We start from the raw sequence: 23,243 nt of genomic DNA, 5'->3' as shown, positions 1-23,243 counted from the left end.
GCTGTTATGACTAAACCGATACAAATGATTGTTTAAGGTCTAGCCAATAGTCTTGTACTATTTTTCTATCTTGCGGGCTCAATTCGGTACGGGCTGCTTGCAATTTTTCATCGATACTTAGCGCAAGTTCTTGAGAGAGTGCTTGCGACTCATCACCAAATTCAATAACAGATAAACTGATAAAGCCGCGTAAATAGCTGCTGGCAAATAATTGGTCATCACTGTTATCTTGATCAAATAAATTATCTAAATATAGATAAAGGGCAGCAATATTTTCAAACGATTTTTTTTCTTCAATTGACATAATTCTACTTACTGTTAAGTTTTAAAAAATTTATGATTAGTTGTAAACATAGATTGAAAGCCCATTATTGTGGACTTGCTACCGGGTATAATACTTGATCATTGTATCCTGTTATTACCGGTAAATACCCTGAAAGCTCGATATCTAAATCACTATCACCGGTATCAGCAATTAAGGGTCTTGATGCTAATGCTGTTAATTTCGCTTTCGTCGCTATAATTAAAATATTATCTTTGCCGATGGCGCGGACCACTCGTGGACTGAGCTGTTGATTACCTCGACCAAATATATGACCTTGTCCACCAATTAACGTGATCACCAACTTAATTGTTTTATTATCGGCTTTCGCCGAGGTTATTGCTTGCCATAATTGCGGCTCGGTTACATCACTGGCAATTAAATGTTGCTGTTCAACCAGATCAACGCCCAGTAAAGTATTATCTAGCGCCAACTCTTCCATTAAAAAAGCGGTGGTTGAGCCTGAGCCAATCACAAAAAGCTCATCGTCCATTTCATTAATAACATGAGCAGCAATGTCTTGCAGCACTAGCTCATCAAGTTCTTTGCCACCAGATTTAACCGCTTGAACATAGCGTAACTCAGCCGGAATTTGCATTTCGCCATAGCGTTTTGCTTTAACAATACCTTCTCGAAATAACGATTCGTCGATATCCATAACATCAGCTTCGGTAAGGGTAACTAACTGATTAGTCAGCATCATCTCTACTACCCGCCCCGCAGCTTTTGGCGTAACGGCATAGACACCTGAGTGAATTTTACAGCCCGCAGGAATACCTAGCACAGGAAATTTGTCGCCAACAATTTTACAAACATTGCGGGCAGTGCCATCACCACCAGCAAATAATAATATATCTACGTGCTCTGCTAACAAGGCTTTTACAGTATTTTCAGTGTCTTCTGCCGTGGTATGTTCAGGCTTATCGGTTTGAAAAACAACTTGGGTTTTAAAACCAAGTGCCTGAGCGGCCATCTCTCCCATAAGATCATTAGCACAATAAACGATAATGTCATCTCGATAAGGTAGAAGTATTGACAGTGCTAAGCTTGCTCGCTGATTTGCTTTTGCGGTAGCTCCAAGCGCTAGGGCTTGTTCTGCAATGCCATCTCCATCGCTTCCTTTCAAAGCAACACTGCCGCCAATGCCAGCAATAGGATTGATAATAAAACCAAGTTTAAACATGAGTAACAGTCTCTGAGTGATTAAATGTTGCGTTGGCAGAAAATTGGGTGATATTCAAAGGCAACGATACGTTATAAAAATTAGCCAGTGCGTCAATAAATGCTTGAGCGCGAACAGGAAACCCTTGATGCAAATATTGTTGCACTTGCTGAAAAACATTTTCTTTAAAAGTAATAGTATCGGCAGCTGCACCATTGAGGTTGTCAGCTGAAACATTAAATTTTTTCCCTGCTGCCACACTAAAAGCCCACTCAATTGCTTGTGGTTTAATTTCAACCCGTTCAAATGTTTTCTGTTGCTCCGCATCTCTACCATCAGGCATATACCAATAACCAAAATCTTCTAATAACCGACGTGCTTTTCCAGCCACACACCAATGTGATACTTCATGTAAAGCACTGGCATAAAAACCATGAGCAAAAATAATTTGATGATAGTCACAGGCATTACTTGCCGGACTATACAAAGGTTCGTCGTCGCCTTTGATCAAACGAGTATTGGTGCTGGAACTAAATGTGTCATTAAAGATTTGAATTAAATCTTGGTAGGGTTCTGGCATTTTTATATTCTGGCATATAGGTAAAAAATAGACGAGGTATTCTAACCAAAAGTCATTCGGCTTGCACTGGCTATTTTAGCTAAATAAAGCATTTAGATAATGAAATTAAATGACGGTAATTGGATACTTTTCAAGGGTAATTTTTTAATTATAAATGTTTATTCTTTTATAACGACATTGCGCTTTTTATTTGTTATGTTGATGTAACAAATGCAAAATTATTGTTAAGTAGACACAAGATATCTGTGTAATTTCTTATCGGTTAAATAAGCATAAAAAGGATTGAATATTACATGGATAGGGAATTAGTTAACTATGGATCCAATAAATGGACTTAAGCTCAAAGCCTTCTTTTTAACAAATAGTGTAGTAAGTAATATTGCAAAAAATGAAGTTCACCACTCTACCCTCCAGTTTACCGACCTAGTTAAAACCTGTGGTATTGATATCACGTTAGCAGAAACCTTACCTAATAATGAGCTAATAACAGTTTTTGATTTGATTTTTATTGATTTACAATTCTATATTTTAACAGACAATATTCCAATGGAAATACAGCAACTTACCTCTAGAGTACGGGTTGTTTTTTTTAATGCTACCGATAATTTATGTGATGAAAAACAACTGTTGATATCGAGCATTGCTGGGATATTTTATCAAGGGGAACGCATTGACATTATTTTGCGTGGTATTACAAGATTACAAAAAAATGAGCGATGGTTTAAACGAAAAACCATGAATAGTGCGCTCAGTGAGTTACTTGTTAAAGTGAGTAAATTAAATCAACTCCCTGCAAATCAACAGCAACAATCAATAAGCTTACCCAGCCTGACACGACGTGAGAATACCATCATTGGCTTAGTTTCTCGTGGTGCAAAAAATCAAGAAATTGCTGATCAGCTTCACATTAGTCCCAATACAGTAAAAACGCACCTTTATAGTATTTTTAGAAAAACCCAATCAAGAAATCGTATTGAACTGATCAGTCGGACACAGGATTATCTCTTTACTGCGAATTAATATCATTAGCTCTAAATATGATACAAACTAAAAGGCCAGTGATTAATCACTGGCCTTTTAGTTGTTGCGAATAACGCTTAAACGTCAGCACGCCATACATTTCGTGCGATGCCTTTAATGACTAATTCAGTGATCGCTTTTTCAATCGCTTGTTGCACACAAACATGCATAGGTTCGTTATCACTATAACCGCCTTCCATTTCAGCTAAACGTTTAAAACTGATATAACGGAAAAATCCAGCGCGTACTTCTTGGCTCAGCACTTTTTTACTGGTAGATACCGACACAAGCACTTGCCCAGTGCGCACATCAACCGCACGCATATAAACGGTGATCTGATCTTCACGATATAGCTCTGAAGCACCAATACCAAAATATTCAGCACCAAAGCCTCCGGTTTTAGTATTGGAGTCATAACTGATAATGCCACCTTCAAGCAGTATTTTAGCGGTGGTCAATGGGGGTAATTCTATATTTTCTGTCGCTTTGTTTGCTTGATTGGCTGCGCGGGTAATTTTTCGTTCAGTTAATACATTTTGTAAACCTTCACGCTCTACCGGTAAAAACCAATCAGAGTCACTTAACGCCTGCATCAAAATAGAGGTAGCGCCTTGAGTTACCGCAGTAGAGAATGAACTGACATTAGCTTGCGGTTTGTATTGTCCTGTTTGGTCTCGATAAGCATACACTGAAACGGCTATTGGTCCTTTAGGTTTAGGTAAAGCCTTTAGTTCTTTAAAACTTTCTAACGGCATCATTTTTGTTGCTAATGACTGCTTAGGAGGAAATAAATTACTCGCTGAATCCAATACACTACAGGCCGATAACAGGCCAACTAGGGTCACGATTATAATTTTTTTCATGGTTTATCCAAACTTCGGTATTTCAATTATAGTTATTTTACCTGTTAATAAATCAGTAATTTCGATAGTAATGCTGTCACTGTTAGCAGATAAAATATCAATTTGATAATCGCCACTAAAAAAAGTGGTATCGCCTTCATTATTAAATACCGCACTTTCACCTAAAACAGTGTCTTTATATTGACTGACAATATCGCTAATTGTTGCCCGTTCAATAGCATCTGATACTTTTTCTTCAAAGCTTTTTTTACTCTGTTCGGCTTTATGTTTATTTTGTGCTTGTGCTTTACTTAACAAAAAGCTGCCGTTTAATGCACTACCACCAAAGCTTGGATTAATGGGTGTATAAACTAATTCTGAGCTCATTGCGTAAGCGCTTAAGCTAAGGTGAATCGCTAAAGCTAATATTAATTTTTTCATCGCTACTTTCCTTATGACTAAAAACCATTCCCAGCCATATCAATATTATTTCGACTATATTGAGGCTGCGACATTGCATCGATTAATATAAATATCGCTTGCTCTACTTTTTCTTTGACCGGTGATTGGCGTCGCCCAAAGTAAGTGACATAAATAATACGACGGTTAAGCACTAAACTAAGCTTAGTGCCTGCTCTGGGTACAATTTGTTCTATTATTTGAACATTTATACCTTGCGTGTTTGGTACGTCATGCCATAACTGACTAAATTTAAAGTAAAAATCATGTCCTAAACGACTCTTGGTATTATCAAGGAGTAACCCCCCTATTTCGACTTCACTAGACGCATGGCTAGAAGGCGAAAATAACGATAAAAGGATGATCAAGATTAAAGATATATATTTAAGCATATTAAGAGACATAAAAAGGGGCCTGTGGCCCCTTATCCAAATTTAGATTAACAAGTCATTACTGCTGTACAATGACCGCAGAATTCCAATCACCCATTTGCGTGATAGAAACTACGCCAGAATCACTAATAAAAGATCCCTCAACAACGTTGCCATTACCCACTTGGCTTATGTTAAATGCAATATTGTCGCCGCCAATAAGCATAGCGCCGCCATCAGTTCCATAGATTAAGTTTTCATCACCTATTTGTTCGATACCAATTTCGTGGTTACTGCCTTCAACTAGAATATCTAATGAGTTTAATTCGCCGTTTTGAGCAATATCTATGGTATTCGCATTACTACTAAGAATAGTACTTAACACCACTACCGCGTCATTAGCAAAACCCGTTTGAGCGATTGAAATTTCATTTTCGCTTGTGGTCAAGACATTGTCATCAGCTGAAGCTTCTAAAACAGCAACATTTTCGTCGCCAGATTGCATCACGTCAATGTTATTGTTATTACCATTAAAGTTAACAACGTGGCTTTCATTTAAGTTACCCACTTGAACAGAAGTGTATTCATTATTAGTACCAATAGCGCCAATATAGCTGCTGTTACTATCGCCTACTTGTATATAGTTAAAGTCGTTTTCATCACCAATAACATCAAAGCTAGCCGTATTTCCATCACCGTTTTGCATGATGTCAGTGGTGTTAGCATTACCGATATAAAGTCCTGACTCAGCGATATTGTTATCACCTTCTTGATCGATAGCAATTTCGTTTTCATCACCAGCAACTGATGCGATAGTAACCTGATTTCGAGCGCCATCTTGCTCTATTTCAAGTTCGTTTGCATCACCTTCAATCGCTGATACCCTTGTCACATTCCAATAACCATCTTGAGTGCTTTCAACAGTATTGCTGTCACCGGTAATAGTGGTGAGGTAAGTTTCATTCCATTCGCCATCTTGGACAATATCGATAGTGTTATCGGCTCCGGTTAGTTCACTATTAATAGCCCAATGACCGCCGTCACCTTGATCTACAGTGATTTCGTTGCCGTCACCCACAACCTCATTAACAACACGATTACCAATACCCAAATAACCAGCGCCCAGCTGACTTACTTCAACAAGGTTATTATCACCGGTAACGTTATTTTCTGTTTCGTTGATATCACCATCTTGATCAACGTACAGTTCATTATTGTTACCAATAAAGGTACCAACAGCTAAGTTTTCAGCGCCTATTTGCATGATCTCTGCGATGTTGCCTTCACCGATCACAGTAAAGCCAGTACCATTGACATCACCCTCTTGAAAAATAGTCGTTTCATTACCTAAATCAGTACCTACCGTAGAGCTTTGTGACAACATAATCACATTCCCTAGTGCATTGACCATCAGATCGGATTGAATAACAACCGTACTTGTAACTTCCTTGGTATCTTCACCGGCAAAAGCCGTTTGATTTAAACCTAGTGCCATAACAATGGCGCAAGTGATTAATGATTTATTAAGTTTCAAAATATATCCCTATTTTTATTTTTTATTTGAGTACACAATTTACTCACAATGTTTTTAATGGATAAGAAGCTTGTTGTCTTACCTGTATTGGCGTTTTGTATTCCCATAACTGTTTAACAATAATAATGAACAGTACCAAAATAATAATTTTAAACTTAATTTCAATAAGTTAACCATAAAAAAAGTTATATACCTTACAGTATTTAACCAGCCTGGCTTATTGACATAATCGCTAATTTGATAAATATCACCTTAGCGTTCAAAACGATAAAAAATGGTAAATAAGCACTTTGAATACGTTTCTAATTAAAACCATAAGAAACCCAAACAAAAACGCTATTCGTTTTACTTCGTTGCATTAAAAACTGTACGTTGTTTAGTAACAAATATATATCACCCTATTTTACCATTCCAATAAAAACATTAAAAAACAATAACATAAACAATAACCCCAAGTTAAACATACGTTAAAACCATGTTAAAACATAAGTACTAACAAAAAAGGACTAGTTAATAACTTCTCAGATTAAATACAGAAAAAGTAGTAAAAAAGTCGTAAAAAATCTTAAAAAAATCTAGCTAAAGTAATGAAAAAGTCGTGTTTGTTACATTTTAATAGTCACACCTCTATTTTTATGATTAAAGTAATAAGGTTGCGTAAACCCATAGCTAGAAATATTTAGAAAGAAAGGAATTCAGCCTAATAATTATCTGTAGGCTACACATAATTTAATTAACGATTAAAAATAAACATGGAGCAAAACATGAAAGCAAAATTATCAGCTTTAACATTGGCGTTACTGCCTTTGTTCGCTAATGCATCACTAGACCTTAGCTCGAAAGAAGGTCTTACTTATAAATCAGACTCAGTGATTGTTGTCTATAAAGATAGCGCATCTAAATTTGACCGTCGTGCTGCCCGCAGCATAGTGCGAGCTAAAATTTCTGATTTAAACAATGACGAAATTGATGATAAATATCGCAACTTGAAAAAAGGCCGTATCGCGAAATTTACCCTTGATAATATTTCAGTCAAAAGTGCACTTGAAAAACTCCGTAAAAACCCAGCTGTCTTATATGCTGAACCTGATTATATTGTTCATGCAAGCGTAACACCTGACGATAGTAGCTTCGCTGACCTTTGGGGCATGAATAATACCGGTCAAGGTGGTGGTGTTGCCGATGCAGATATCGATGCTCCTGAAGCATGGGATATATCTACGGGTAGTCATGATGTGATCATTGGTGTTATTGATACCGGTGTTGATCATACACACCCTGATTTAATGGCGAATGTCTGGACTAACCCTGCAGAAATATCGGGTGACGGTATTGATAACGATGGCAATGGTTTTATCGATGATATGCATGGTATCAATGCGATTACCGGTGTGGGTGATCCTATGGATGACGCAGGTCATGGTAGTCATGTTTCAGGTACGATTGGAGCAACAGGCAACAATGGGCTAGGTGTAGTTGGTGTTAACCACAATGTATCTATTATAGGTTGTAAATTCCTTAGTGCATCGGGTTCTGGTAGCCTTTCTGACGCATTAACCTGTATTGATTACTTCGTTGATTTAAAAAATAATGGCATAAACGTGCGTGCTACTAATAACAGTTGGGGCGGAGGCGGATTTAGCCAAGCACTTTCTGATGCAATTACTTCGTCTGAAGAAGCTAACATTTTGTTTGTTGCCGCCGCAGGTAACGATGCATACGACAACGATGCGCAAAGCAGCTATCCTTCTGGCTACCCGCATGATTCAGTCTTAGCCGTAGCAAGTACAACGCGTACTGATAGTATGTCTAGTTTTTCACAGTGGGGCTTAACCACTGTTGATTTAGGTGCTCCAGGCTCTGATATTTTATCAACAGTACCCGGTGGTGGCTACGCATCATATTCAGGCACTTCGATGGCGACGCCACATGTTACCGGTGCGGCAGCATTAGCCTGGTCAGTAAACCCTGAACTGAATGCGATTGAAATGAAAGCACTCTTAATGAGCTCTGGTGATGATAACGCTGCACTTGCAGGTAAAACAGTATCAGGAAAACGCTTGAACGTTAATAATGCACTAAACGATGCGGATCCAACACCTGGTTTTACGCTTGCAGCAACACCAGGTTCAAACACTATTGAAGCTGGCGAAACAGCAACTTACAGCTTTAATGTTGGTTCTGTTGCCGATTGGAACGGTGAAGTTAGCTTAACTTTAGATGGCTCACTTGCTGGTGCAACATTATCAACAGATACTGCAACGCCAGGTGCAACATTTGAACTGAGTGTACCAACAACAGCGGAAACACAGTGGGGTGAATATACTTTTGTGGTAACGGGAACAAGTGATGATTTAGTTAAAGCATCTACTGTTCGCTTAATGGTTAATCCACAAGGGTTGAACGAGTTTACTTACACGAATGATGAGGTTATTAGTATTCCTGATAACAATGCAGAAGGTATTTCTTCAACCATTAATGTTGCAGATGAACTTACCGTTTTTGCTTCTGATATTTATGTAAATATTACTCATACGTGGATTGGCGACTTAACCGTCATGTTAACATCTCCTTCAGGGACTACTGCACCACTGCACAGTGCATCAGGTGGCGGCGACGATAACATTGATAGTACCTTTAGCTCTTCAGCTTTCAACGGCGAAGTAGCCACGGGTGACTGGATATTAAGTGTTGCTGATAATGCAGCGGCAGATACCGGTACATTAAACAACTGGGCACTGACTATTACTGGTATTGGTGAAACACTTCCTAGCGCACCACAAGCGAGCTTTACTTATCAAGCAGACGGTCTAACCGCTACGTTTACGGATAGCAGCACTGATAGAAATGACGATATGGTTAGCTGGGATTGGAGCTTCGGCGACGGTGCTATATCGAGCGCACAAAACCCTGTACATACTTTCGCTGCAACGGGTAACTATGAAGTTACACTTACCGTTACAGATAGCGAAGGTTTAAACACTACAGAAAATATGCTGGTCACTGTTTCATCAGTAAGTATTGAAGCCGCGGTTAAACGTGCATACAAGTCTCGTTTAGGTCGCTTACGTGTTGATATTACTTGGGAAGGTACTTCAGCAGATAGGGTAGATATTTTCCGTAATGGTGTAAAAATTGATACGGTAGAAAATGCGGGTATTTACCGTGACCGTGAACGTCGCACAACAGGTAGCCAATTCGTGTATCAAATTTGTGACGCGTCAACAGCATGTTCAAATGAAGTAACCGTTAACTTCTAAGCTTAATTTAACAGAAGATGACTAGGCAATAAAACGCCAGATAATAGTTATAACACCGATATATTAAGTAGTAGATACTGATGTTCTAGCTAGCTAAAAATCCCTAACAATTAAAACAGTTAGGGATTTTTTATTTTAATAAGGTGTTGATATTCAGTTAAATAATGTAAAAAAACACTGAGCATCAAGACGGTCAGTGTTTTATATTTAACAGATACTTTATTGAGTTAACGCTAGAAAAGATTAAACATCATCTTCAATGTTATCTATGCCTTTTGTGCGTTCTATACTCTCAAGCTTGTGATGAATCGCCGCTTTAATCATCATATAGGCACTGATGGGTGCAGTAAGTAATAAGAATAGCGAGATCAATATTTCTTTTACGCTAAACCCTGTATGAGTGGTACTAAAAAAGATCATCGCAGCAGTTAGCAAGGATGCCATGCCGAGTGTTGTAGCTTTAGTGGGTCCATGAAGTCGCATAAAAAAATCTGGCATTTTTACTAAGCCAATAGAGCCAACGAGTACAAAAGAGCCGCCAATTAATAATAATATTGAAATAATCCATTCTGCCATAACTTACCCCTTACTCTATAATATCGCCACGCAGCAAATACTTACATACCGCAACAGTACTAACAAATCCTAACATAGCGATTAACAGCGCTGCTTCAAAATATAATGCAGTGCCCATACTCATACCGTATAAAATGATCAATGCGATTGTATTGATATACATCGTATCGAGTGCAAGTATTCTATCGGGTATAGAGGGTCCCATTAATAAGCGCCATACATTTAATAATAACGACAAACCTATCATAGCAAAAACAATTGAAATTACAGTTTCTAACATTGAAACATCTCCTTAAGAGGCGCTTCATAACGTTGTTTAATCATTTTTATTAAGGCCTGTTCATCTTTTAGATCTAAAACGTGTATTAGCAAAAACTGTTGTTCAAGCTTTTCACCTTCACTTAAGCTTTCTCTCCAAGGGTACACTTCCGCACTGACAGTGCCTGGCGTTAATGACACAGTACTTGCCAAAATAGTAATGGGCAAACTGTGTGTTAAGTCTAATGGTACTTTAACAAACCCAGGTGTTAGTTTTTTAGTGGGCCCTAATATTAAAATAGCAACCTGAACATTGGCCGTAATAATGTCATATAAAACCAACGCTAAATGGCGCAACGCTAAACCAGGCTTAATAATGATGGGTTGCTTTGTTCTAAACGGGCTAGTCACCAAAGGAATGACTATCGCTAAAGTAGTGGCTAAGAAAATATGCCCTGCTGACAAGCTGTTATTTAACACCAACCAGACAGTAAACAGTACCAGGCTCATTAAAGGAGCGGGTAGCCATTTAAATCGTGTTTCTAATCGCATTACTGTCCTCCTGAAAGGATAAGTTTAATGTTGTTATTAAAATCATGTAACTGGGTAGCTGCACCAATGGCATACTCACTTAATGGTCCAGCAAAAATAGTCATTAATGGTGCACCAGAGATGAGAATAAGCAAGGCGACTAATTGCGCTGGATGAACACGTTCTTGCTTTGTATCAGTGGTTATTTTAGCATGATGATGCCAAAACAAAGTGCTACCTGCTTTAGACACAGCAAATAATATAGCTAAACTTGCAAAAAGATATATTGGCCAAAACACCAAGGTATATTCAGCATTTAAAGTTGCTTTAAGCAGCCATACTTTTCCAATGAAACCAGACAAAGGTGGCATGCCTATCACCGCAATCGCAGCAATCAAAAAACAAGCGCCAAGCAACTTTGGCTGAGAAACAGCAGAGCCTGCAGAAATACGGTCGGCAACATCACCACGTTGGCGACCAATTAAGTCAGCTAAAATAAAGAGTGCTGCTGTAACCAACGTTGAGTGCACTAAGTAATAGATAGCTGCGGAAGTTGCTTCAATAGTTTGTACCGCAACTAATGCAACCAAGGTACCCACCGACACAATCACCAAATTAGCGATTAACTTTCTTAAATCTTTACTGGCTAAAACACCTACCGCGCCCATAGCAATTGTAGCAAGCCCTAACCACCACAACCAACTTTGCGCCATATGAGTTAATTCGCCCGCTTCATCACCAAATATAAGTGTATAAACACGCATCATTGAATAGACACCCACTTTGGTCATAATGGCAAATAATGCCGCGACAACAGGTATTGCTGTTGCATAAGTATTAGGTAACCATAAATGTAGTGGTAGCAAAGCGCCTTTTAAAGCAAATACCACCAATAATAACATCCCACCAATTTTGGCTAAGTAAACATCATCACCTTGTAAAAGTGCTACTTTCTGAGCCATATCAGCCATATTTAGTGTACCTAATACACCATATAAAATCCCTAAAGCAATCAAGAAAATCGCTGAGCCAACTAGATTAAGGATCACGTACTGCAAAGCAACTCGGGTATTTTTTTTATCTCCACCATGCATTAGCAACGAATACGAGGCGATAAGTAATACTTCAAAAAAGACGAATAGATTAAAAGCATCGCCGGTTAAGAATGCGCCGTTGACCCCTAAAATTAAAAAATGTACAAGTGGATGAAAAAAACTCCCTTTATCATCATCTCCTGCACTCGCATATAACACACAGACAACACCGAGCAATGTCGTTAAACACACTAATAATGTCGAGAGGGGATCAGCAACGAGTACAATACCAAAGGGTGCACTCCAATCGCCGATAGCATAAACCTGAGTACCATCAGCTTGGACTTTGAGTAGTAAAGCCAATGAGACGGCAAATGTAAAAACGCTGAGTACGACAGAAGCCACTCTTCGGGTACTTTTATTGGAGCCAAAGGGAGGCATCAATAAAATAACACCCGCAAGTATCGGCAATAAAATCGGTAAAAAGGTCAAATTCTGGATCATACGTTTACCTTTTTATCTTTTTCTGGCTGGCCATCTACATGGTCACTGCCTAGATCTGCTCGCCCTCTGATAGCTAAAATAACCACGAAGGCAGTCATTGCAAAACCAATAACTATCGCGGTTAACACTAAAGCTTGTGGCAATGGATCCGTATATTCTGAAGAGGTTCCAAGCACCGCAGCATTATTGATGCTAAGCCGCCCAGATGAAAACAGAAATAAATTAACCGCGTAAGAAAACATCGTTAGCCCTAATACGATAGGGAACGTTCTAGAACGTAAGATTAGAAACACGCCACAAGACACTAAAAGCCCAACGCAGGATGCGTAAAGTAATTCCATTAAATTTTCACCTCTTCTTTAGGCCCGCTCGCTAATTGACCAAGACTTGCCAAAATCATTAATGTCGCGCCTACAACTGTAATATAAACACCCAGATCAAAGATCAGTGCACTGGCAAGTTCAATTTTACCAATAATGGGAATATCGAAATAGTCAAACCACGTAGTCATGAACGGCCTACCAAAGAACCAACTACCCACACCAGTAAATGTCGCAATAGCAATTCCTGAGGCAATAATTTTCCGATAATTAATCGTTAAACGAGTAGATATCCAGGCTGAGCCGTGTGCAATATACTGTAAAATAAAGGCAACTGAGGTCACTAAACCTGCAATAAATCCACCACCGGGAAGATTATGACCACGTAAGAAAATATAAAACGAGATCATTAATGCCAAGGGGAGTAATGACTGAGAAATACTGGCTAATAAAATAGGATAACGCTCTTTCGCCCATAGTCGCCCTTCACTATCCCTAACAGGAAGAAGTAACGGTAGGTTGATTAGAAGCTTATAAATACCCAGCGCAGCAATACCTAATACGCAAATTTCACCTAACGTGTCAAAGCCACGAAAATCAACCAAAATAACATTAACAACGTTGGTACCACCGCCACCTGTTTTAGCATTGGCTAAGAAAAATTCTGATATTGACTCAAGTGGGCGGGTAATTAATGCATAGCAAATACTCGCGACGACAACCCCTAAAGCAGCAGAAATCCCTAAATCGCGTACCACACGTAAAGAGCTAGACTCTTTGGGTGAATGCTGTGGCAAGAAAAACAAGGCCAGCATCAGTAAAACAATAGTGACGACTTCAACCGTTAATTGCGTTAAGGCTAAATCAGGTGCTGAGAAGCGAGTAAACACGACAGACACCATTAAACCAACAACTGATATCATTAATAACGACACCACTCTTGCACGGTACCAAATCACCGTACTTATTGCGCCAATCATTAATAATGCTGCGCCAATCGCGTTATGAAGATCAATTGGCGTCAATTCTTTTTGCCCGCTTAGTTGGTGCATTTCAAATAATGGCCAACCAGCAAAGATTAAAACAAAAACAAACATTAGCATTAGATAACGTTGTAAAGAACCATTTTCTATGTCGTTTATTTTTCGCTGACTCCACTTTGTGATGAGATATATACTGTCATCAAAAGCCTTCTTGGCGTTCAAGTTAGGCATAGATGCCTGAAATTGAAACAGATAACGTCGCTGGGTATACAGAAATAAACCACCGATTACCGCTATAGCACTCATCAAGAGTGGCAAATTAAAACCGTGCCATAACGCAACTTTAAATTCAGGAACATATCCACCGAGTACGGCAAAAGACGCTGCTTTTAAAATGTCATCAATAATAAAGTTAGGGAATACCCCGACGATTAAACATAAAGCGACCAGTATTTCGATAGGCACTCGCATATAACGCGGTGGCTCACTGGGTTGTTTAGGTAAATCTATAGGGTCACCATTAAAGAAAACATCGTGAATAAAGCGAGCTGAGTAAGCCACAGCTAATGCTCCTGCAACGGTAGCAAGTACAGGTATAAGCCAAGACATAGACCCAAGTAATTGTTGATGCAGTGTTTCAGCAAAAAACATTTCTTTAGACAAGAAACCATTTAGCAGCGGTACACCGGCCATCGCGGCCGCAGCAACCATTGCTAACGTCGCGGTATAAGGCATAAATCGCCACATACCGTTGAGTTTCCGCATGTCACGCGTACCCGTTTCATGATCAATAATACCCGTTGCCATAAATAATGAAGCTTTAAATATAGCATGATTGATTATATGAAAAATGGCAGCAACAGCGGCAAGCTTAGTGTCCAAACCAAATAATAAAGTGATTAACCCTAAATGACTGATCGTTGAATAGGCTAACAGCCCTTTTAAATCATGTTTAAATAACGCAATATAAGCGCCGAGTAACATGGTAGTTAATCCGGTTAAACTCACCAGAATAAACCATATATCGGTACCCGCTAATGCAGGATAAAAACGCGCTAATAAGAAAATCCCAGCCTTTACCATAGTAGCAGAATGTAGATAAGCACTTACCGGCGTTGGCGCAGCCATAGCATGAGGTAGCCAAAAGTGAAAAGGAAACTGTGCCGATTTTGTGAAAGCGCCCAGTAAGACTAAAATTAGAGTGATTTCATACCAAGCATGCGCTTGAATAATTTCTCTGCTCGCTAAGATAGCATCTAAATTGTAACTACCAACGATATTACCTAGTAAAAGCAAACCCGCCAGCAATGCTAAACCACCACCACCGGTTACGATTAAGGCCATGATTGCGCCCTTTCGTGCCTCGGGTTTATGCCACCAATAGCTAATTAACAAAAACGAACTAATACTGGTTAGCTCCCAAAAGAACCAGAGCTGAATGATATTATTCGACATGACAATACCAAGCATCGCTGTCATAAATAACATCAAATAAGCATAAAGCTTGGGCATAGAGTCTTTACTACTGAGGTAATAACGGGCATAAAAGATAACTAATATGCCTATTCCTAAGATCATAAATACAAACAACAGCGCTAAGCCATCTAAACGAAAGGCGATATCTATACCCAGTAAAGGGATCCAAGAGATTGTTTCCCTAATAACCTTGCCAGCAAAAATAGCTGGCGCTAAGCTAATCGTCATCAATAATGCAATGATAGGCATTAACAACGTCAACGCAGTTGATTGATTACGTGTTAATTTTCCCGTTCTTGAGGAAATAATACTGCCGAGTAACGATAGCAAGGGTATCCAAAGCAAAGTCATAGAGTAAGCCTTTTTATTTTTATAATTATAAGTAATGACATCGGAACATAGACATAATATGTCGCTAAACTAAATTTAACAACATTATCTCCTTATAAAAGTGTAATTGAAATTAATTTAAAAGCACTTAAGTATAAACTGAATAAAAGTTAAGCGACGAATATTCGGAAAAGCATTGTTTTTTTCGACGATTGTTTGATTATCAACCACAGTGCATTGGTTAATAAGAGAATAGTCGGTATAGTGTTAATTTACTATATAAATAGAAGACTTACCATAATGAAAAAATTAGATGATATAGATTTACGCATTTTAACTATTTTATATCGCGATGCTGATATCACTAATAAAGAGTTAGCTTCTCAAATAGGGGTGGCACCTTCTACGTGTTTAGAGCGTGTAAAGCGTATGAAACATAAAAATATAATTACCGGCGCTTGTATCGAGATTGATTTCAAAAGTTTAGGTGGAAATATAGAAGCCATTGCCGCTATTCGCTTGCAGCCCTATTCTGAAGATATTGTTAACAACCTTCGCGACGATTTACTTAAACTTCCTGAAATTGTTAGCTTATATCACATGGGCGGCAGCTATGATTATTTCATTCATATGTCAGTTAAAGACAGTGAACATTTACGACAGTTTGTCTTCAATGCAATTACCTCAAGAGATGAAGTAACCACCGTAGAAACCTCTCTTATTTTTGAACACAGTCGCAGCGGGGTATTGCCCAACTTTGATGATGAGGACTAATCAGCCTGAGTAATTATACGATGGTGATTTAACGCTAGAAGCCCCATTTTAAAGAAGGCTTCTATTGATAATAATTATTTTTCAAAGTCTTTGCTTTCAAAATAAAGTGGACTTATTGTGCCGCAATTGAGGAACTTATACAGCAGCTCAGTTTCTTTTGGCACTGCTGCTGAAGTACGAAAACGTGGCAAGCACCCTGCTTCTACGTCAATATTTAGTATCTGTGAAAAACTAGGTGCTTTTTGAATTTTATGAATATAAATTTTATAATTCTTTTTCAAATCGACAACGTCATACTCTTGCTGATTACTAGAATCTTTTATATCGTCTAGTTCACGAACGTATAATTTTTTAGCAAAGGTCAAAGGTATATTTTCATAAACCAATATTCCCCCTCGAGAAAAATGCCCTGCGTATACATCAGCCATAATGACCATTTCCTCGCCTCGCATCAAACGTTGCAAATTAAAAGGCTTGGCTTTTATCGTCGTTAATTGCCCATCACGTACGGTTTGCAAAAGTGCTAAATCTTTATTCTCAATTTTATATAATAACTGTACATTACTCGGCCTATTATATGTTGTCATCACCGAAGCATATATAGCAGAGCGCTGAACAAAGAGCACCATATTATGTTCACCCATAAATGAAGGGTCTATTGGTGGCAACTCTTTAACTTCTTCATTAGCAAAGCTGGTTGAATTTAATATAATTAAGAGTAAAACAAGTAAAAGTCTTTTCATTAAAGTTCGCTCGATAAAATGTGTTTGACGTTAGGCCAACACGAGTGATTGGTCTAATTATAAAAAGTGATTATAAACCATCTATAAAAAAAGGCTAAATGAATTAACATTCAACCAATTTGTTTGAAAAATACAGCGCTATAAATATAAAGTGACTAATATCGTTACTTGTCAGTCTTTGAACGCTTTGTTTTAACTACCCTATTTCTTTTATCATGCTTTTCGTTTGAACGCTTTGTTTTAACAATCCTACTTTGTTTATTATACTTTTCGTTTGAACGCTTTATTTTAATGACCCTACTTTGGTTACCATGCTTTTTGTTTGAACCTTGTCTTTTAGAACTAATTGAAGTATTTGCAGAACGATAAGTCTGCTGCTTGGCACTTTTCTTATCAATTTTAGTGGCAAGCTGTTTGGGCCTTTCTTTATTTACAGTTCGACTCGCTCGGTAAACCTTTTCGGCTTTAGTTTTTTTAGACTGATCATAAGATCTGTGCTGTCTTGTTGTCGGCTTTGATACATGTTTTGCTACAGGTTTTGAAAAAGTATTTGTCGCCTTGTCAGTGATACGGTTTACTCGTCGAGCGCTTTCATTGGGCTTGTGCCTTATGGTAGATACAGCTCGCTTGGTATTACCTTGTAGCTTATTGTGCACGACAGCATGATTTCTATTGCTAGATTCGCTGCTCCTTACTCGCTTGTCCTTATACTTAACGCGAGTATGCTTGTTTCGATAAGCCACACCTTTACGGTGAACGGGCTGGTGTCTCCAACGTTTAGCATAGCCACCATTAGCAATTAAGTGACGAGGACGCTGTTCATAGTAGCGATATGAAGAACGTCGAGTATTCGCTACAACCACCTGGCGATTATGCCAATGAAAAGCACTAAAAAAATAATCAAACGAAATATGAACGCCAGCATGCCAATAAAAAGGATTGGAGCGACTTACATAAACACTACGCTGAGGTTGCCAGTAAACAGGAGGATAAGATGACCAATGCCAAGCACCATAAACCATACGTGTATCATAATACGGCACATAAACAATCTCCTTCTCTCTTGCTTCAATAACAATATTACTGTCTTGATAGCTAACCTCCATATTATCCATTTCACCCAGGTTTCCGGCAAGTTGAGCTTGCTTTCTTAACCGTTGAATACTTTCTAATAATATCGACTCATCTTGTAAAAAAGCATCACCGAGCTGTTGAGTCCAGGTTAAATCTTCACTCAGTCGGCTAAGAATACGCTCAAAAGGCACTAATGCTTTAACACTGGCATCCCAATTAAAATCTTTTACCGCTTGAGCCACTTGCTCAGTATTTAGTCTTGTGTTTTTCTTTAGCCAGCGATGGGCTTCGATTATTTCAATAGGATAGGTAGCAGCAATTAAAATATGAGTTAATAAGCTGTCGGGATAAAGTGCAATGGGTGCTAGCATTTGTGCTAATTCAGCTTCACTAAATAGCTGCTGCTCTTGTTGCACTTGTTGCTGAAGCGCTGACTGTGAAGGCTGGTACTCAGCGTACAAGTTAAAGCTAACTAAGGCAGCAAAGCTGAATAAAAACGTGACTTTTTTCATCGTTATAATCCTTATGACTAATTCTAGAACACAAAGATAACAACACTAAACTGAACGTAACCTGAACAGCTTTCTCGGCTATTTGTTAACAAAGCCTACAAGGGTTTAAAAGATAAGTGTAAAAACAGCACCATTAAGTGTTGTTGAGTTACTGATGGTTAATTGGCCTTGATAACTACTGACTAAATCATTAACAATAGCTAAACCAATACCATGACCCGCTTGATAGGTGTCTGCTCTGCCACCACGCGATAAAATAATATCGCGTTGAGACGCTTCAATACCCGCGCCATCATCGGCAATTTCAATCGTTAATATTTTTGCAGAACTAATCACGCTAATGGCAATTTTATGCTTAGCCGCTTTACAGGCGTTATCGAGAAGGTTTCCTAAAATTTCCATTAAATCGGCTTCATCACCCTTAAATATAGCACTTGCATCAACATTGACGGCAAATGATAGATTCTTATCATGATATATTTTCGCTAACGTGCTGATTAGCTTGTCTACAACGGGCTTAATTTTTACACCTAAGTGCCATGAAGACTGCCCGGCACTTTGAGCTCTTTTAAGTTGATGTTCAATAATGTTATTAATTAATGTTAATTGTTCACCGGCGCTTGCTGAAATATTCTGTTGGCTTTGAATAACGGCCAGTGGATTTTTAAGGCTATGCGCTAAATCTGACAAGGCATTACGATAGCGTTTTCGTTGGTTCTCTTCCAGTGCCAATAAGGCGTTTAATTGCTGAGTCACCGGTTGTAATTCAAGAGGATAGTTGGCGTCTAGGGCTTTCTTTTGCCCTTTCTCTATATGCTCAAGCTCTTGAGATAATACAGTTAATGGTTTCAAGGTCCATAATAACCAGGCAATTTGTACAAAAACAAAGACAACCATTAATGCCAGCAGCCATGCCCATAATGTTTTTTCAAAGTCATTGAGAGCGCTTAACAAGGCTTGTTGGTCTTTTATCAGATGCAGTGTTATTTCAAAGTCTTGGCCGTTATCAGAAAAACTCGCACTAAAGCTATAAAGTAGATGAGGACTGTCCGCTAGGCTTATTTTTGAAATCAGTGTTTGCCCAACATCAGGCGATGGCAATACCGCCGTTAGAGACAAGGTCAGCAGAGATTGTGATTGCCAAAGTATTTTGTTTTTTATCGCGCCTATTTGCGTTTCTTTTGACCGTTTGGTAATTAAGGCATACAAGCCTGATTGGTTAATATTGAATTGGTTTTCTAGCAAGAGATCCGGCATTAACAAGAGATTATTTTCAACTTCTGCCACAGTAAAAATAGAATAACTATAGGCTTTTAACTCGTTTTTCAACGCCACATTTAATTGCCGTTCAAAGGCATTCGATAAGGTTAAGCCAATAATAGGCAGCATCACTACCGTCATCGCTAACGTACTTAATAATAATCGAACTTTTAAAGAGTTCATTTACTTGGTATATCCACGTGACCTCATTAATCTAACCGCTTTAATTTATAGCCATGGCCGCGCAAGGTTTCGATAAAACCATAGCTATTATCTGGGTCGAGTTTTTTTCTTAAGCGCCTGATAAATACTTCAATAACATTTGAATCGAGATCGAAGTCTTGGTCATAAATATGTTCAGTCAGTGTTGCTTTTGAAGTCACTTCGTCAAGGTGAAGCATCATATACTCAAGTAACTTATATTCTGAACTACTTAACTTTATTGCCTTATTATCAACTTCAACCTGCAAGCTTTTGGTATTAAGACTTAACGGGCCATTCTTTATTAACGGACTTGCTTGCCCTGCAGAACGTCTGATCAGTGCATTTAAGCGGGCGAGTAATTCTTCAGCTTGAAAAGGTTTGGTTAAATAATCATCGGCTCCAGCATCTAAGCCAGCCACTTTATCCTGCCAACTATCTCTTGCAGTTAACACCAAAATGGGAAAGTCGATATTTTTTTCACGCAGAGATCTAATCACACTGATACCGTCTATTATAGGTAAACCAACATCTATAATAGCAGCGTCGTATGGATATTCTTGCCCTTGAAACAAGCCTGTTTCGCCATCACTGGCCACATCGACTAGATAATGAGCGGCAGTTAAATGGGCATATAGGTTTTGCTGTAAAGCAATATCGTCTTCAATAAATAACAACCGCATAGTGATCACCCTCCATTAATCTTCCCTGTCTTAGCATCAACATAAATAGAAATGATATGACCATCAGTTTTAATTAATTTTACCCGATAACCCGACTTTTTATTCTCAACTTTTAACACTTTTCCACCAAAACGACTTTTAGCTAATTTTGCGGCATCTTTACTACTTTTCACTTTCAACTGTTGCTGATTATTTTTTTGCATATTACTTGCTGATACACCCGTTCCTTGAGCCATTGCATCAATAGAAAGTGTAGCGATAAAAAGAAAAACTAACGGTAAAGCAAATTTCATGGTTATTCCAAAGACAAAGTTAAAAGTGAGTCTAACTATACATAGCCATAGCTTATTTAAAATTATAAACCTTAGCAACTGAATATCAGCTGAACATTCCTTTAAAGCCGCTATATCGATTTTATAACGAGGGGTAACTAGAGTTCCCACTGATAAATCAACAGATATATCATAGCTTACCAGTGAACTACTCGGCACTAAAGTACCGAGTTTTCTCGACGGTACTGATAAAGTGTTCAGCTTACATTCATCTTTACTGCGCTTTAATAGCAACACTAAACAAAGCCGGTAGGATATATTATGTTAATAAATAATAAAGCAGCGAAGTCAGTTCACGCGAATTCACTTAAAAAAATAATGTTATTGATAACCTTTAGCATATTACCTTTAACTTATGTCACTGCCAGCGAATTAAAGGTTTTACCCGCTAGTGTTTCTCAAGGAGCACTTAAACACAGTATCACTGAGTCACAGCGAAAAAAAATAATTGCAACGAATAAGCTAGCCGAACTATCCGATCAAGTCAGCGGCAAAGCGAATGCTCACATAAGAGGCTCTACACTTAATAATCAAGCCAAGAGCACTGTACAAGCAAAAAGTGGTGAAGCCACACAAAAAGTGAGTAACCACTATGATCAGCAGTTCACTATTTATAGTGCGGCGAGTTTTCTGCAAGAAGATTATGACAGAGATGGCTATTATCAAACTTTCAGTGTGACTTTTGATGCAGACGTATATAGCTATAGCGAAAATCACCTCGCCGAAATGTATGCTTTACTCTACCTCAGTAAAAATGGTGGCCCTTGGCAGCACTATTTCACCACAGATAATTTTCTTATAGAAGGTGATACTGATGCCGATGAATACGAAGTAATTTCTACATTTATGTCGGGCTATGAAAGTGATCACTACGATGTGTTAATCGACTTATATCAAGTCGGTTATCAGGGGATCGCTGCGAGTTACAGTGCGGATGACAGTAACGCGTTATACGCACTGCCGTTAGAGAGTGCTGAGTATGACCAGGCTTATACTGAAGTCATCGAAGTAATAGAAGTCGTCGAGATCAGACAAACTCATGGCGGCAGTCTGTTTGGCTTATTATTGGTATTACTCAGTGGTCTACTTATGCGAGTAAAGCGCCATTAATCATTAGCCAGAAAAACAAAAAAGCCACAAACAAGTTTGTGGCTTTTTTAATGTCTATATTTCAACAAGCTTTTAGCTCATCGAATGGCAGTACTTTAGCTTTTCAGGTCATCAAAAAACTTTTTAACGCCATCAAAGAAACCGGTCTCTTTGGGGCTATGCTTTATGGTGCTTTTACCCATCTTTTCGTCTAACTGACGCAGTAAATCTGCTTGATCGCCAGACAAGTTAACCGGTGTTTCTAGAACAACTTTACACATCAAGTCGCCTATTGAGTGGCTGCGTACTGATTTAACACCTTTACCACGTAAACGGAACATTTTACCCGTTTGCGTTTCTTTAGGTATTTTCAGCTTCACTTTACCTTCAAGTGTTGGTACTTCTATTTCGCCACCCAATGCTGCTGTGGTAAAGCTAATAGGCACTTCACAATAAAGGTTGTTTTCATCACGGACAAATATTTTATGATCACGTACATTTGCTTGTACATATAAATCACCTGCAGGTGCACCATGTTCACCAGCTTCACCTTCGCCTGACAAGCGAATTCTGTCACCTGTATCTACACCTGGCGGTATTTTCACTGAAAGTGTTTTGGTTTTTTCAACTCGGCCTTGACCGCGACATGAGGTACAAGGGCTAGCAATAACTTTACCTTTACCACTACATGTTGGACAAGTCTGTTGAACAGCAAACAAACCTTGACGCATTTGTACCTGGCCATGACCATGACAAGTTGTACAAGATTTTGCACTGGTACCTTTTTTAGCGCCAGAACCATCACAAGGCTCACAACTAACAAAAGTTGGTACTTTAATTTCTAAGGTTTTACCCCGAACAGCATCTTCAAGACTTAACTCTAGATTGTAGCGAAGATCTGAACCTCGTTGTTGACGTTGCTGACGTCCGCCACCGCGGCCACCACCAAAAATATCACCAAAAATATCACCAAAATCTTGACCGAAGCCTCCGCCACCATGACCACCGCCACC

The 23,243-nt window shown here is 38.6% G+C and carries 23 protein-coding genes; 4 read left to right on the top strand and 19 right to left on the bottom strand.

Translation table 11 applies throughout. The features are described from left to right. Positions 1 to 10 precede the first annotated feature (10 nt). The 3 genes from H4J69_RS17505 to H4J69_RS17495 form a co-directional block, all read right to left on the bottom strand. Entirely contained in the window at positions 11 to 304 is a 294-nt protein-coding gene (locus H4J69_RS17505) for a YfcL family protein (RefSeq protein ID WP_070374290.1), read from the bottom strand. A 64-nt stretch (positions 305 to 368) separates the two neighbouring features. Next, the gene (locus H4J69_RS17500) at positions 369 to 1,505 is read right to left on the bottom strand and encodes an ATP-NAD kinase family protein (protein ID WP_182245028.1); all 1,137 of its coding nucleotides are present in this window, start codon (positions 1,503 to 1,505) and stop codon (positions 369 to 371) included. Beyond that, on the bottom strand, positions 1,498 to 2,064 hold the full coding sequence (locus H4J69_RS17495) for an elongation factor P hydroxylase (RefSeq protein ID WP_182230841.1): 567 nt from the start codon (positions 2,062 to 2,064) through the stop codon (positions 1,498 to 1,500). The genes H4J69_RS17500 and H4J69_RS17495 overlap by 8 nt, the downstream gene beginning before the upstream one ends. 315 nt (positions 2,065 to 2,379) lie before the next feature. Here H4J69_RS17495 and H4J69_RS17490 point away from each other — a divergent pair, with 315 nt between their 5' ends. Beyond that, positions 2,380 to 3,084 (top strand): LuxR C-terminal-related transcriptional regulator, encoded by a 705-nt coding sequence (locus H4J69_RS17490; RefSeq protein ID WP_182214007.1) that lies wholly within the window; start codon positions 2,380 to 2,382, stop codon positions 3,082 to 3,084. 77 nt (positions 3,085 to 3,161) lie between these two features. On the opposite strand, the gene H4J69_RS17485 is transcribed toward H4J69_RS17490, so the two are convergent. Genes H4J69_RS17485 through H4J69_RS17470 form a run of 4 tightly spaced genes read right to left on the bottom strand, consistent with a single transcriptional unit; the run spans position 3,162 to position 6,290 of the window. After that, the gene (locus H4J69_RS17485; protein WP_182214008.1) at positions 3,162 to 3,947 is read right to left on the bottom strand and encodes a CsgG/HfaB family protein; all 786 of its coding nucleotides are present in this window, start codon (positions 3,945 to 3,947) and stop codon (positions 3,162 to 3,164) included. A gap of 3 nt (positions 3,948 to 3,950) precedes the next feature. Further along, positions 3,951 to 4,367: a curli assembly protein CsgF gene (locus H4J69_RS17480; protein WP_182222895.1), complete on the bottom strand. Its 417-nt coding sequence runs from the start codon at positions 4,365 to 4,367 to the stop codon at positions 3,951 to 3,953. 17 nt (positions 4,368 to 4,384) lie between these two features. Next, complete coding sequence (locus tag H4J69_RS17475; protein ID WP_259366432.1) at positions 4,385 to 4,789, bottom strand: curli production assembly/transport protein CsgE; 405 nt, start codon at positions 4,787 to 4,789, stop codon at positions 4,385 to 4,387. A gap of 46 nt (positions 4,790 to 4,835) precedes the next feature. Further along, positions 4,836 to 6,290: a curlin gene (locus H4J69_RS17470; protein WP_182214013.1), complete on the bottom strand. Its 1,455-nt coding sequence runs from the start codon at positions 6,288 to 6,290 to the stop codon at positions 4,836 to 4,838. A gap of 764 nt (positions 6,291 to 7,054) precedes the next feature. Here H4J69_RS17470 and H4J69_RS17465 point away from each other — a divergent pair. After that, entirely contained in the window at positions 7,055 to 9,550 is a 2,496-nt protein-coding gene (locus H4J69_RS17465; protein WP_182245027.1) for a S8 family serine peptidase, read from the top strand. A gap of 243 nt (positions 9,551 to 9,793) precedes the next feature. On the opposite strand, the gene H4J69_RS17460 is transcribed toward H4J69_RS17465, so the two are convergent. Genes H4J69_RS17460 through H4J69_RS17435 form a run of 6 tightly spaced genes read right to left on the bottom strand, consistent with a single transcriptional unit; the run spans position 9,794 to position 15,583 of the window. Next, positions 9,794 to 10,126 (bottom strand): Na+/H+ antiporter subunit G, encoded by a 333-nt coding sequence (locus tag H4J69_RS17460; protein ID WP_070374293.1) that lies wholly within the window; start codon positions 10,124 to 10,126, stop codon positions 9,794 to 9,796. A 10-nt stretch (positions 10,127 to 10,136) separates the two neighbouring features. Further along, a complete protein-coding gene (locus tag H4J69_RS17455) occupies positions 10,137 to 10,406 on the bottom strand; it encodes a K+/H+ antiporter subunit F (protein ID WP_182176009.1) in 270 nt (89 codons plus the stop codon). Then, positions 10,400 to 10,936: a Na+/H+ antiporter subunit E gene (locus H4J69_RS17450; protein WP_070374295.1), complete on the bottom strand. Its 537-nt coding sequence runs from the start codon at positions 10,934 to 10,936 to the stop codon at positions 10,400 to 10,402. Before H4J69_RS17450 ends, H4J69_RS17455 begins: the two co-directional genes overlap by 7 nt. Continuing rightward, complete coding sequence (locus H4J69_RS17445) at positions 10,936 to 12,453, bottom strand: monovalent cation/H+ antiporter subunit D (protein WP_182214016.1); 1,518 nt, start codon at positions 12,451 to 12,453, stop codon at positions 10,936 to 10,938. The genes H4J69_RS17450 and H4J69_RS17445 overlap by 1 nt, the downstream gene beginning before the upstream one ends. Beyond that, complete coding sequence (locus tag H4J69_RS17440) at positions 12,450 to 12,794, bottom strand: Na+/H+ antiporter subunit C (RefSeq protein WP_070374297.1); 345 nt, start codon at positions 12,792 to 12,794, stop codon at positions 12,450 to 12,452. Before H4J69_RS17440 ends, H4J69_RS17445 begins: the two co-directional genes overlap by 4 nt. Then, a complete protein-coding gene (locus tag H4J69_RS17435; RefSeq protein ID WP_182214018.1) occupies positions 12,794 to 15,583 on the bottom strand; it encodes a monovalent cation/H+ antiporter subunit A in 2,790 nt (929 codons plus the stop codon). The genes H4J69_RS17440 and H4J69_RS17435 overlap by 1 nt, the downstream gene beginning before the upstream one ends. Positions 15,584 to 15,862: 279 nt before the next feature. Here H4J69_RS17435 and H4J69_RS17430 point away from each other — a divergent pair, with 279 nt between their 5' ends. Beyond that, on the top strand, positions 15,863 to 16,336 hold the full coding sequence (locus H4J69_RS17430; RefSeq protein WP_070374299.1) for an Lrp/AsnC family transcriptional regulator: 474 nt from the start codon (positions 15,863 to 15,865) through the stop codon (positions 16,334 to 16,336). Between the two features lie 74 nt (positions 16,337 to 16,410). Here the strand turns inward: H4J69_RS17430 and H4J69_RS17425 are convergent, their stop codons facing one another. From H4J69_RS17425 to H4J69_RS17405, 5 genes are all read right to left on the bottom strand, one after another. Next, the gene (locus H4J69_RS17425) at positions 16,411 to 17,079 is read right to left on the bottom strand and encodes a hypothetical protein (RefSeq protein WP_182244510.1); all 669 of its coding nucleotides are present in this window, start codon (positions 17,077 to 17,079) and stop codon (positions 16,411 to 16,413) included. Positions 17,080 to 17,243: 164 nt separating this feature from the next. Continuing rightward, entirely contained in the window at positions 17,244 to 18,665 is a 1,422-nt protein-coding gene (locus tag H4J69_RS17420) for a DUF3300 domain-containing protein (RefSeq protein ID WP_182244509.1), read from the bottom strand. 105 nt (positions 18,666 to 18,770) lie between these two features. Then, complete coding sequence (locus tag H4J69_RS17415; protein ID WP_182244508.1) at positions 18,771 to 20,108, bottom strand: ATP-binding protein; 1,338 nt, start codon at positions 20,106 to 20,108, stop codon at positions 18,771 to 18,773. Between the two features lie 26 nt (positions 20,109 to 20,134). Next, positions 20,135 to 20,809 carry a response regulator transcription factor gene (locus H4J69_RS17410; protein WP_070374303.1) on the bottom strand — a complete coding sequence of 225 codons (675 nt, stop codon included), beginning with the start codon at positions 20,807 to 20,809 and terminating at the stop codon, positions 20,135 to 20,137. Positions 20,810 to 20,814: 5 nt separating this feature from the next. Continuing rightward, complete coding sequence (locus tag H4J69_RS17405) at positions 20,815 to 21,102, bottom strand: PepSY domain-containing protein (protein ID WP_182214025.1); 288 nt, start codon at positions 21,100 to 21,102, stop codon at positions 20,815 to 20,817. A 300-nt stretch (positions 21,103 to 21,402) separates the two neighbouring features. Between H4J69_RS17405 and H4J69_RS17400 the strand changes: the two genes are divergently transcribed. Further along, complete coding sequence (locus tag H4J69_RS17400; protein WP_182244507.1) at positions 21,403 to 22,251, top strand: choice-of-anchor H family protein; 849 nt, start codon at positions 21,403 to 21,405, stop codon at positions 22,249 to 22,251. A gap of 95 nt (positions 22,252 to 22,346) precedes the next feature. Here the strand turns inward: H4J69_RS17400 and H4J69_RS17395 are convergent. Beyond that, positions 22,347 to 23,243: molecular chaperone DnaJ (locus H4J69_RS17395; protein ID WP_182252006.1), on the bottom strand; the 897-nt coding region annotated here is incomplete at its 5' end.

The sequence above is a fragment of the Colwellia sp. BRX10-9 genome (assembly GCF_014077405.1).
Taxonomy (GTDB): Bacteria; Pseudomonadota; Gammaproteobacteria; order Enterobacterales; family Alteromonadaceae; genus Colwellia_A.
The sequence above is the reverse complement of the archived record's forward strand: the minus strand, read 5'-3'. Positions and strand labels throughout refer to the sequence as shown.

Coding starts and splice junctions, on each gene's coding strand:
- H4J69_RS17425 (WP_182244510.1), bottom strand. CDS start 17,079: ATGAAAAGACTTTTACTTGTTTTACTCTTAATTATATTAAATTCAACC.
- H4J69_RS17430 (WP_070374299.1), top strand. CDS start 15,863: ATGAAAAAATTAGATGATATAGATTTACGCATTTTAACTATTTTATAT.
- H4J69_RS17460 (WP_070374293.1), bottom strand. CDS start 10,126: ATGGCAGAATGGATTATTTCAATATTATTATTAATTGGCGGCTCTTTT.
- H4J69_RS17505 (WP_070374290.1), bottom strand. CDS start 304: ATGTCAATTGAAGAAAAAAAATCGTTTGAAAATATTGCTGCCCTTTAT.
- H4J69_RS17490 (WP_182214007.1), top strand. CDS start 2,380: ATGGATCCAATAAATGGACTTAAGCTCAAAGCCTTCTTTTTAACAAAT.
- H4J69_RS17475 (WP_259366432.1), bottom strand. CDS start 4,789: ATGTCTCTTAATATGCTTAAATATATATCTTTAATCTTGATCATCCTT.
- H4J69_RS17450 (WP_070374295.1), bottom strand. CDS start 10,936: ATGCGATTAGAAACACGATTTAAATGGCTACCCGCTCCTTTAATGAGC.
- H4J69_RS17480 (WP_182222895.1), bottom strand. CDS start 4,367: ATGAAAAAATTAATATTAGCTTTAGCGATTCACCTTAGCTTAAGCGCT.
- H4J69_RS17495 (WP_182230841.1), bottom strand. CDS start 2,064: ATGCCAGAACCCTACCAAGATTTAATTCAAATCTTTAATGACACATTT.
- H4J69_RS17415 (WP_182244508.1), bottom strand. CDS start 20,108: ATGAACTCTTTAAAAGTTCGATTATTATTAAGTACGTTAGCGATGACG.
- H4J69_RS17485 (WP_182214008.1), bottom strand. CDS start 3,947: ATGAAAAAAATTATAATCGTGACCCTAGTTGGCCTGTTATCGGCCTGT.
- H4J69_RS17435 (WP_182214018.1), bottom strand. CDS start 15,583: ATGACTTTGCTTTGGATACCCTTGCTATCGTTACTCGGCAGTATTATT.
- H4J69_RS17410 (WP_070374303.1), bottom strand. CDS start 20,809: ATGCGGTTGTTATTTATTGAAGACGATATTGCTTTACAGCAAAACCTA.
- H4J69_RS17445 (WP_182214016.1), bottom strand. CDS start 12,453: ATGATCCAGAATTTGACCTTTTTACCGATTTTATTGCCGATACTTGCG.
- H4J69_RS17455 (WP_182176009.1), bottom strand. CDS start 10,406: ATGTTAGAAACTGTAATTTCAATTGTTTTTGCTATGATAGGTTTGTCG.
- H4J69_RS17420 (WP_182244509.1), bottom strand. CDS start 18,665: ATGAAAAAAGTCACGTTTTTATTCAGCTTTGCTGCCTTAGTTAGCTTT.
- H4J69_RS17465 (WP_182245027.1), top strand. CDS start 7,055: ATGAAAGCAAAATTATCAGCTTTAACATTGGCGTTACTGCCTTTGTTC.
- H4J69_RS17440 (WP_070374297.1), bottom strand. CDS start 12,794: ATGGAATTACTTTACGCATCCTGCGTTGGGCTTTTAGTGTCTTGTGGC.
- H4J69_RS17400 (WP_182244507.1), top strand. CDS start 21,403: ATGTTAATAAATAATAAAGCAGCGAAGTCAGTTCACGCGAATTCACTT.
- H4J69_RS17405 (WP_182214025.1), bottom strand. CDS start 21,102: ATGAAATTTGCTTTACCGTTAGTTTTTCTTTTTATCGCTACACTTTCT.
- H4J69_RS17500 (WP_182245028.1), bottom strand. CDS start 1,505: ATGTTTAAACTTGGTTTTATTATCAATCCTATTGCTGGCATTGGCGGC.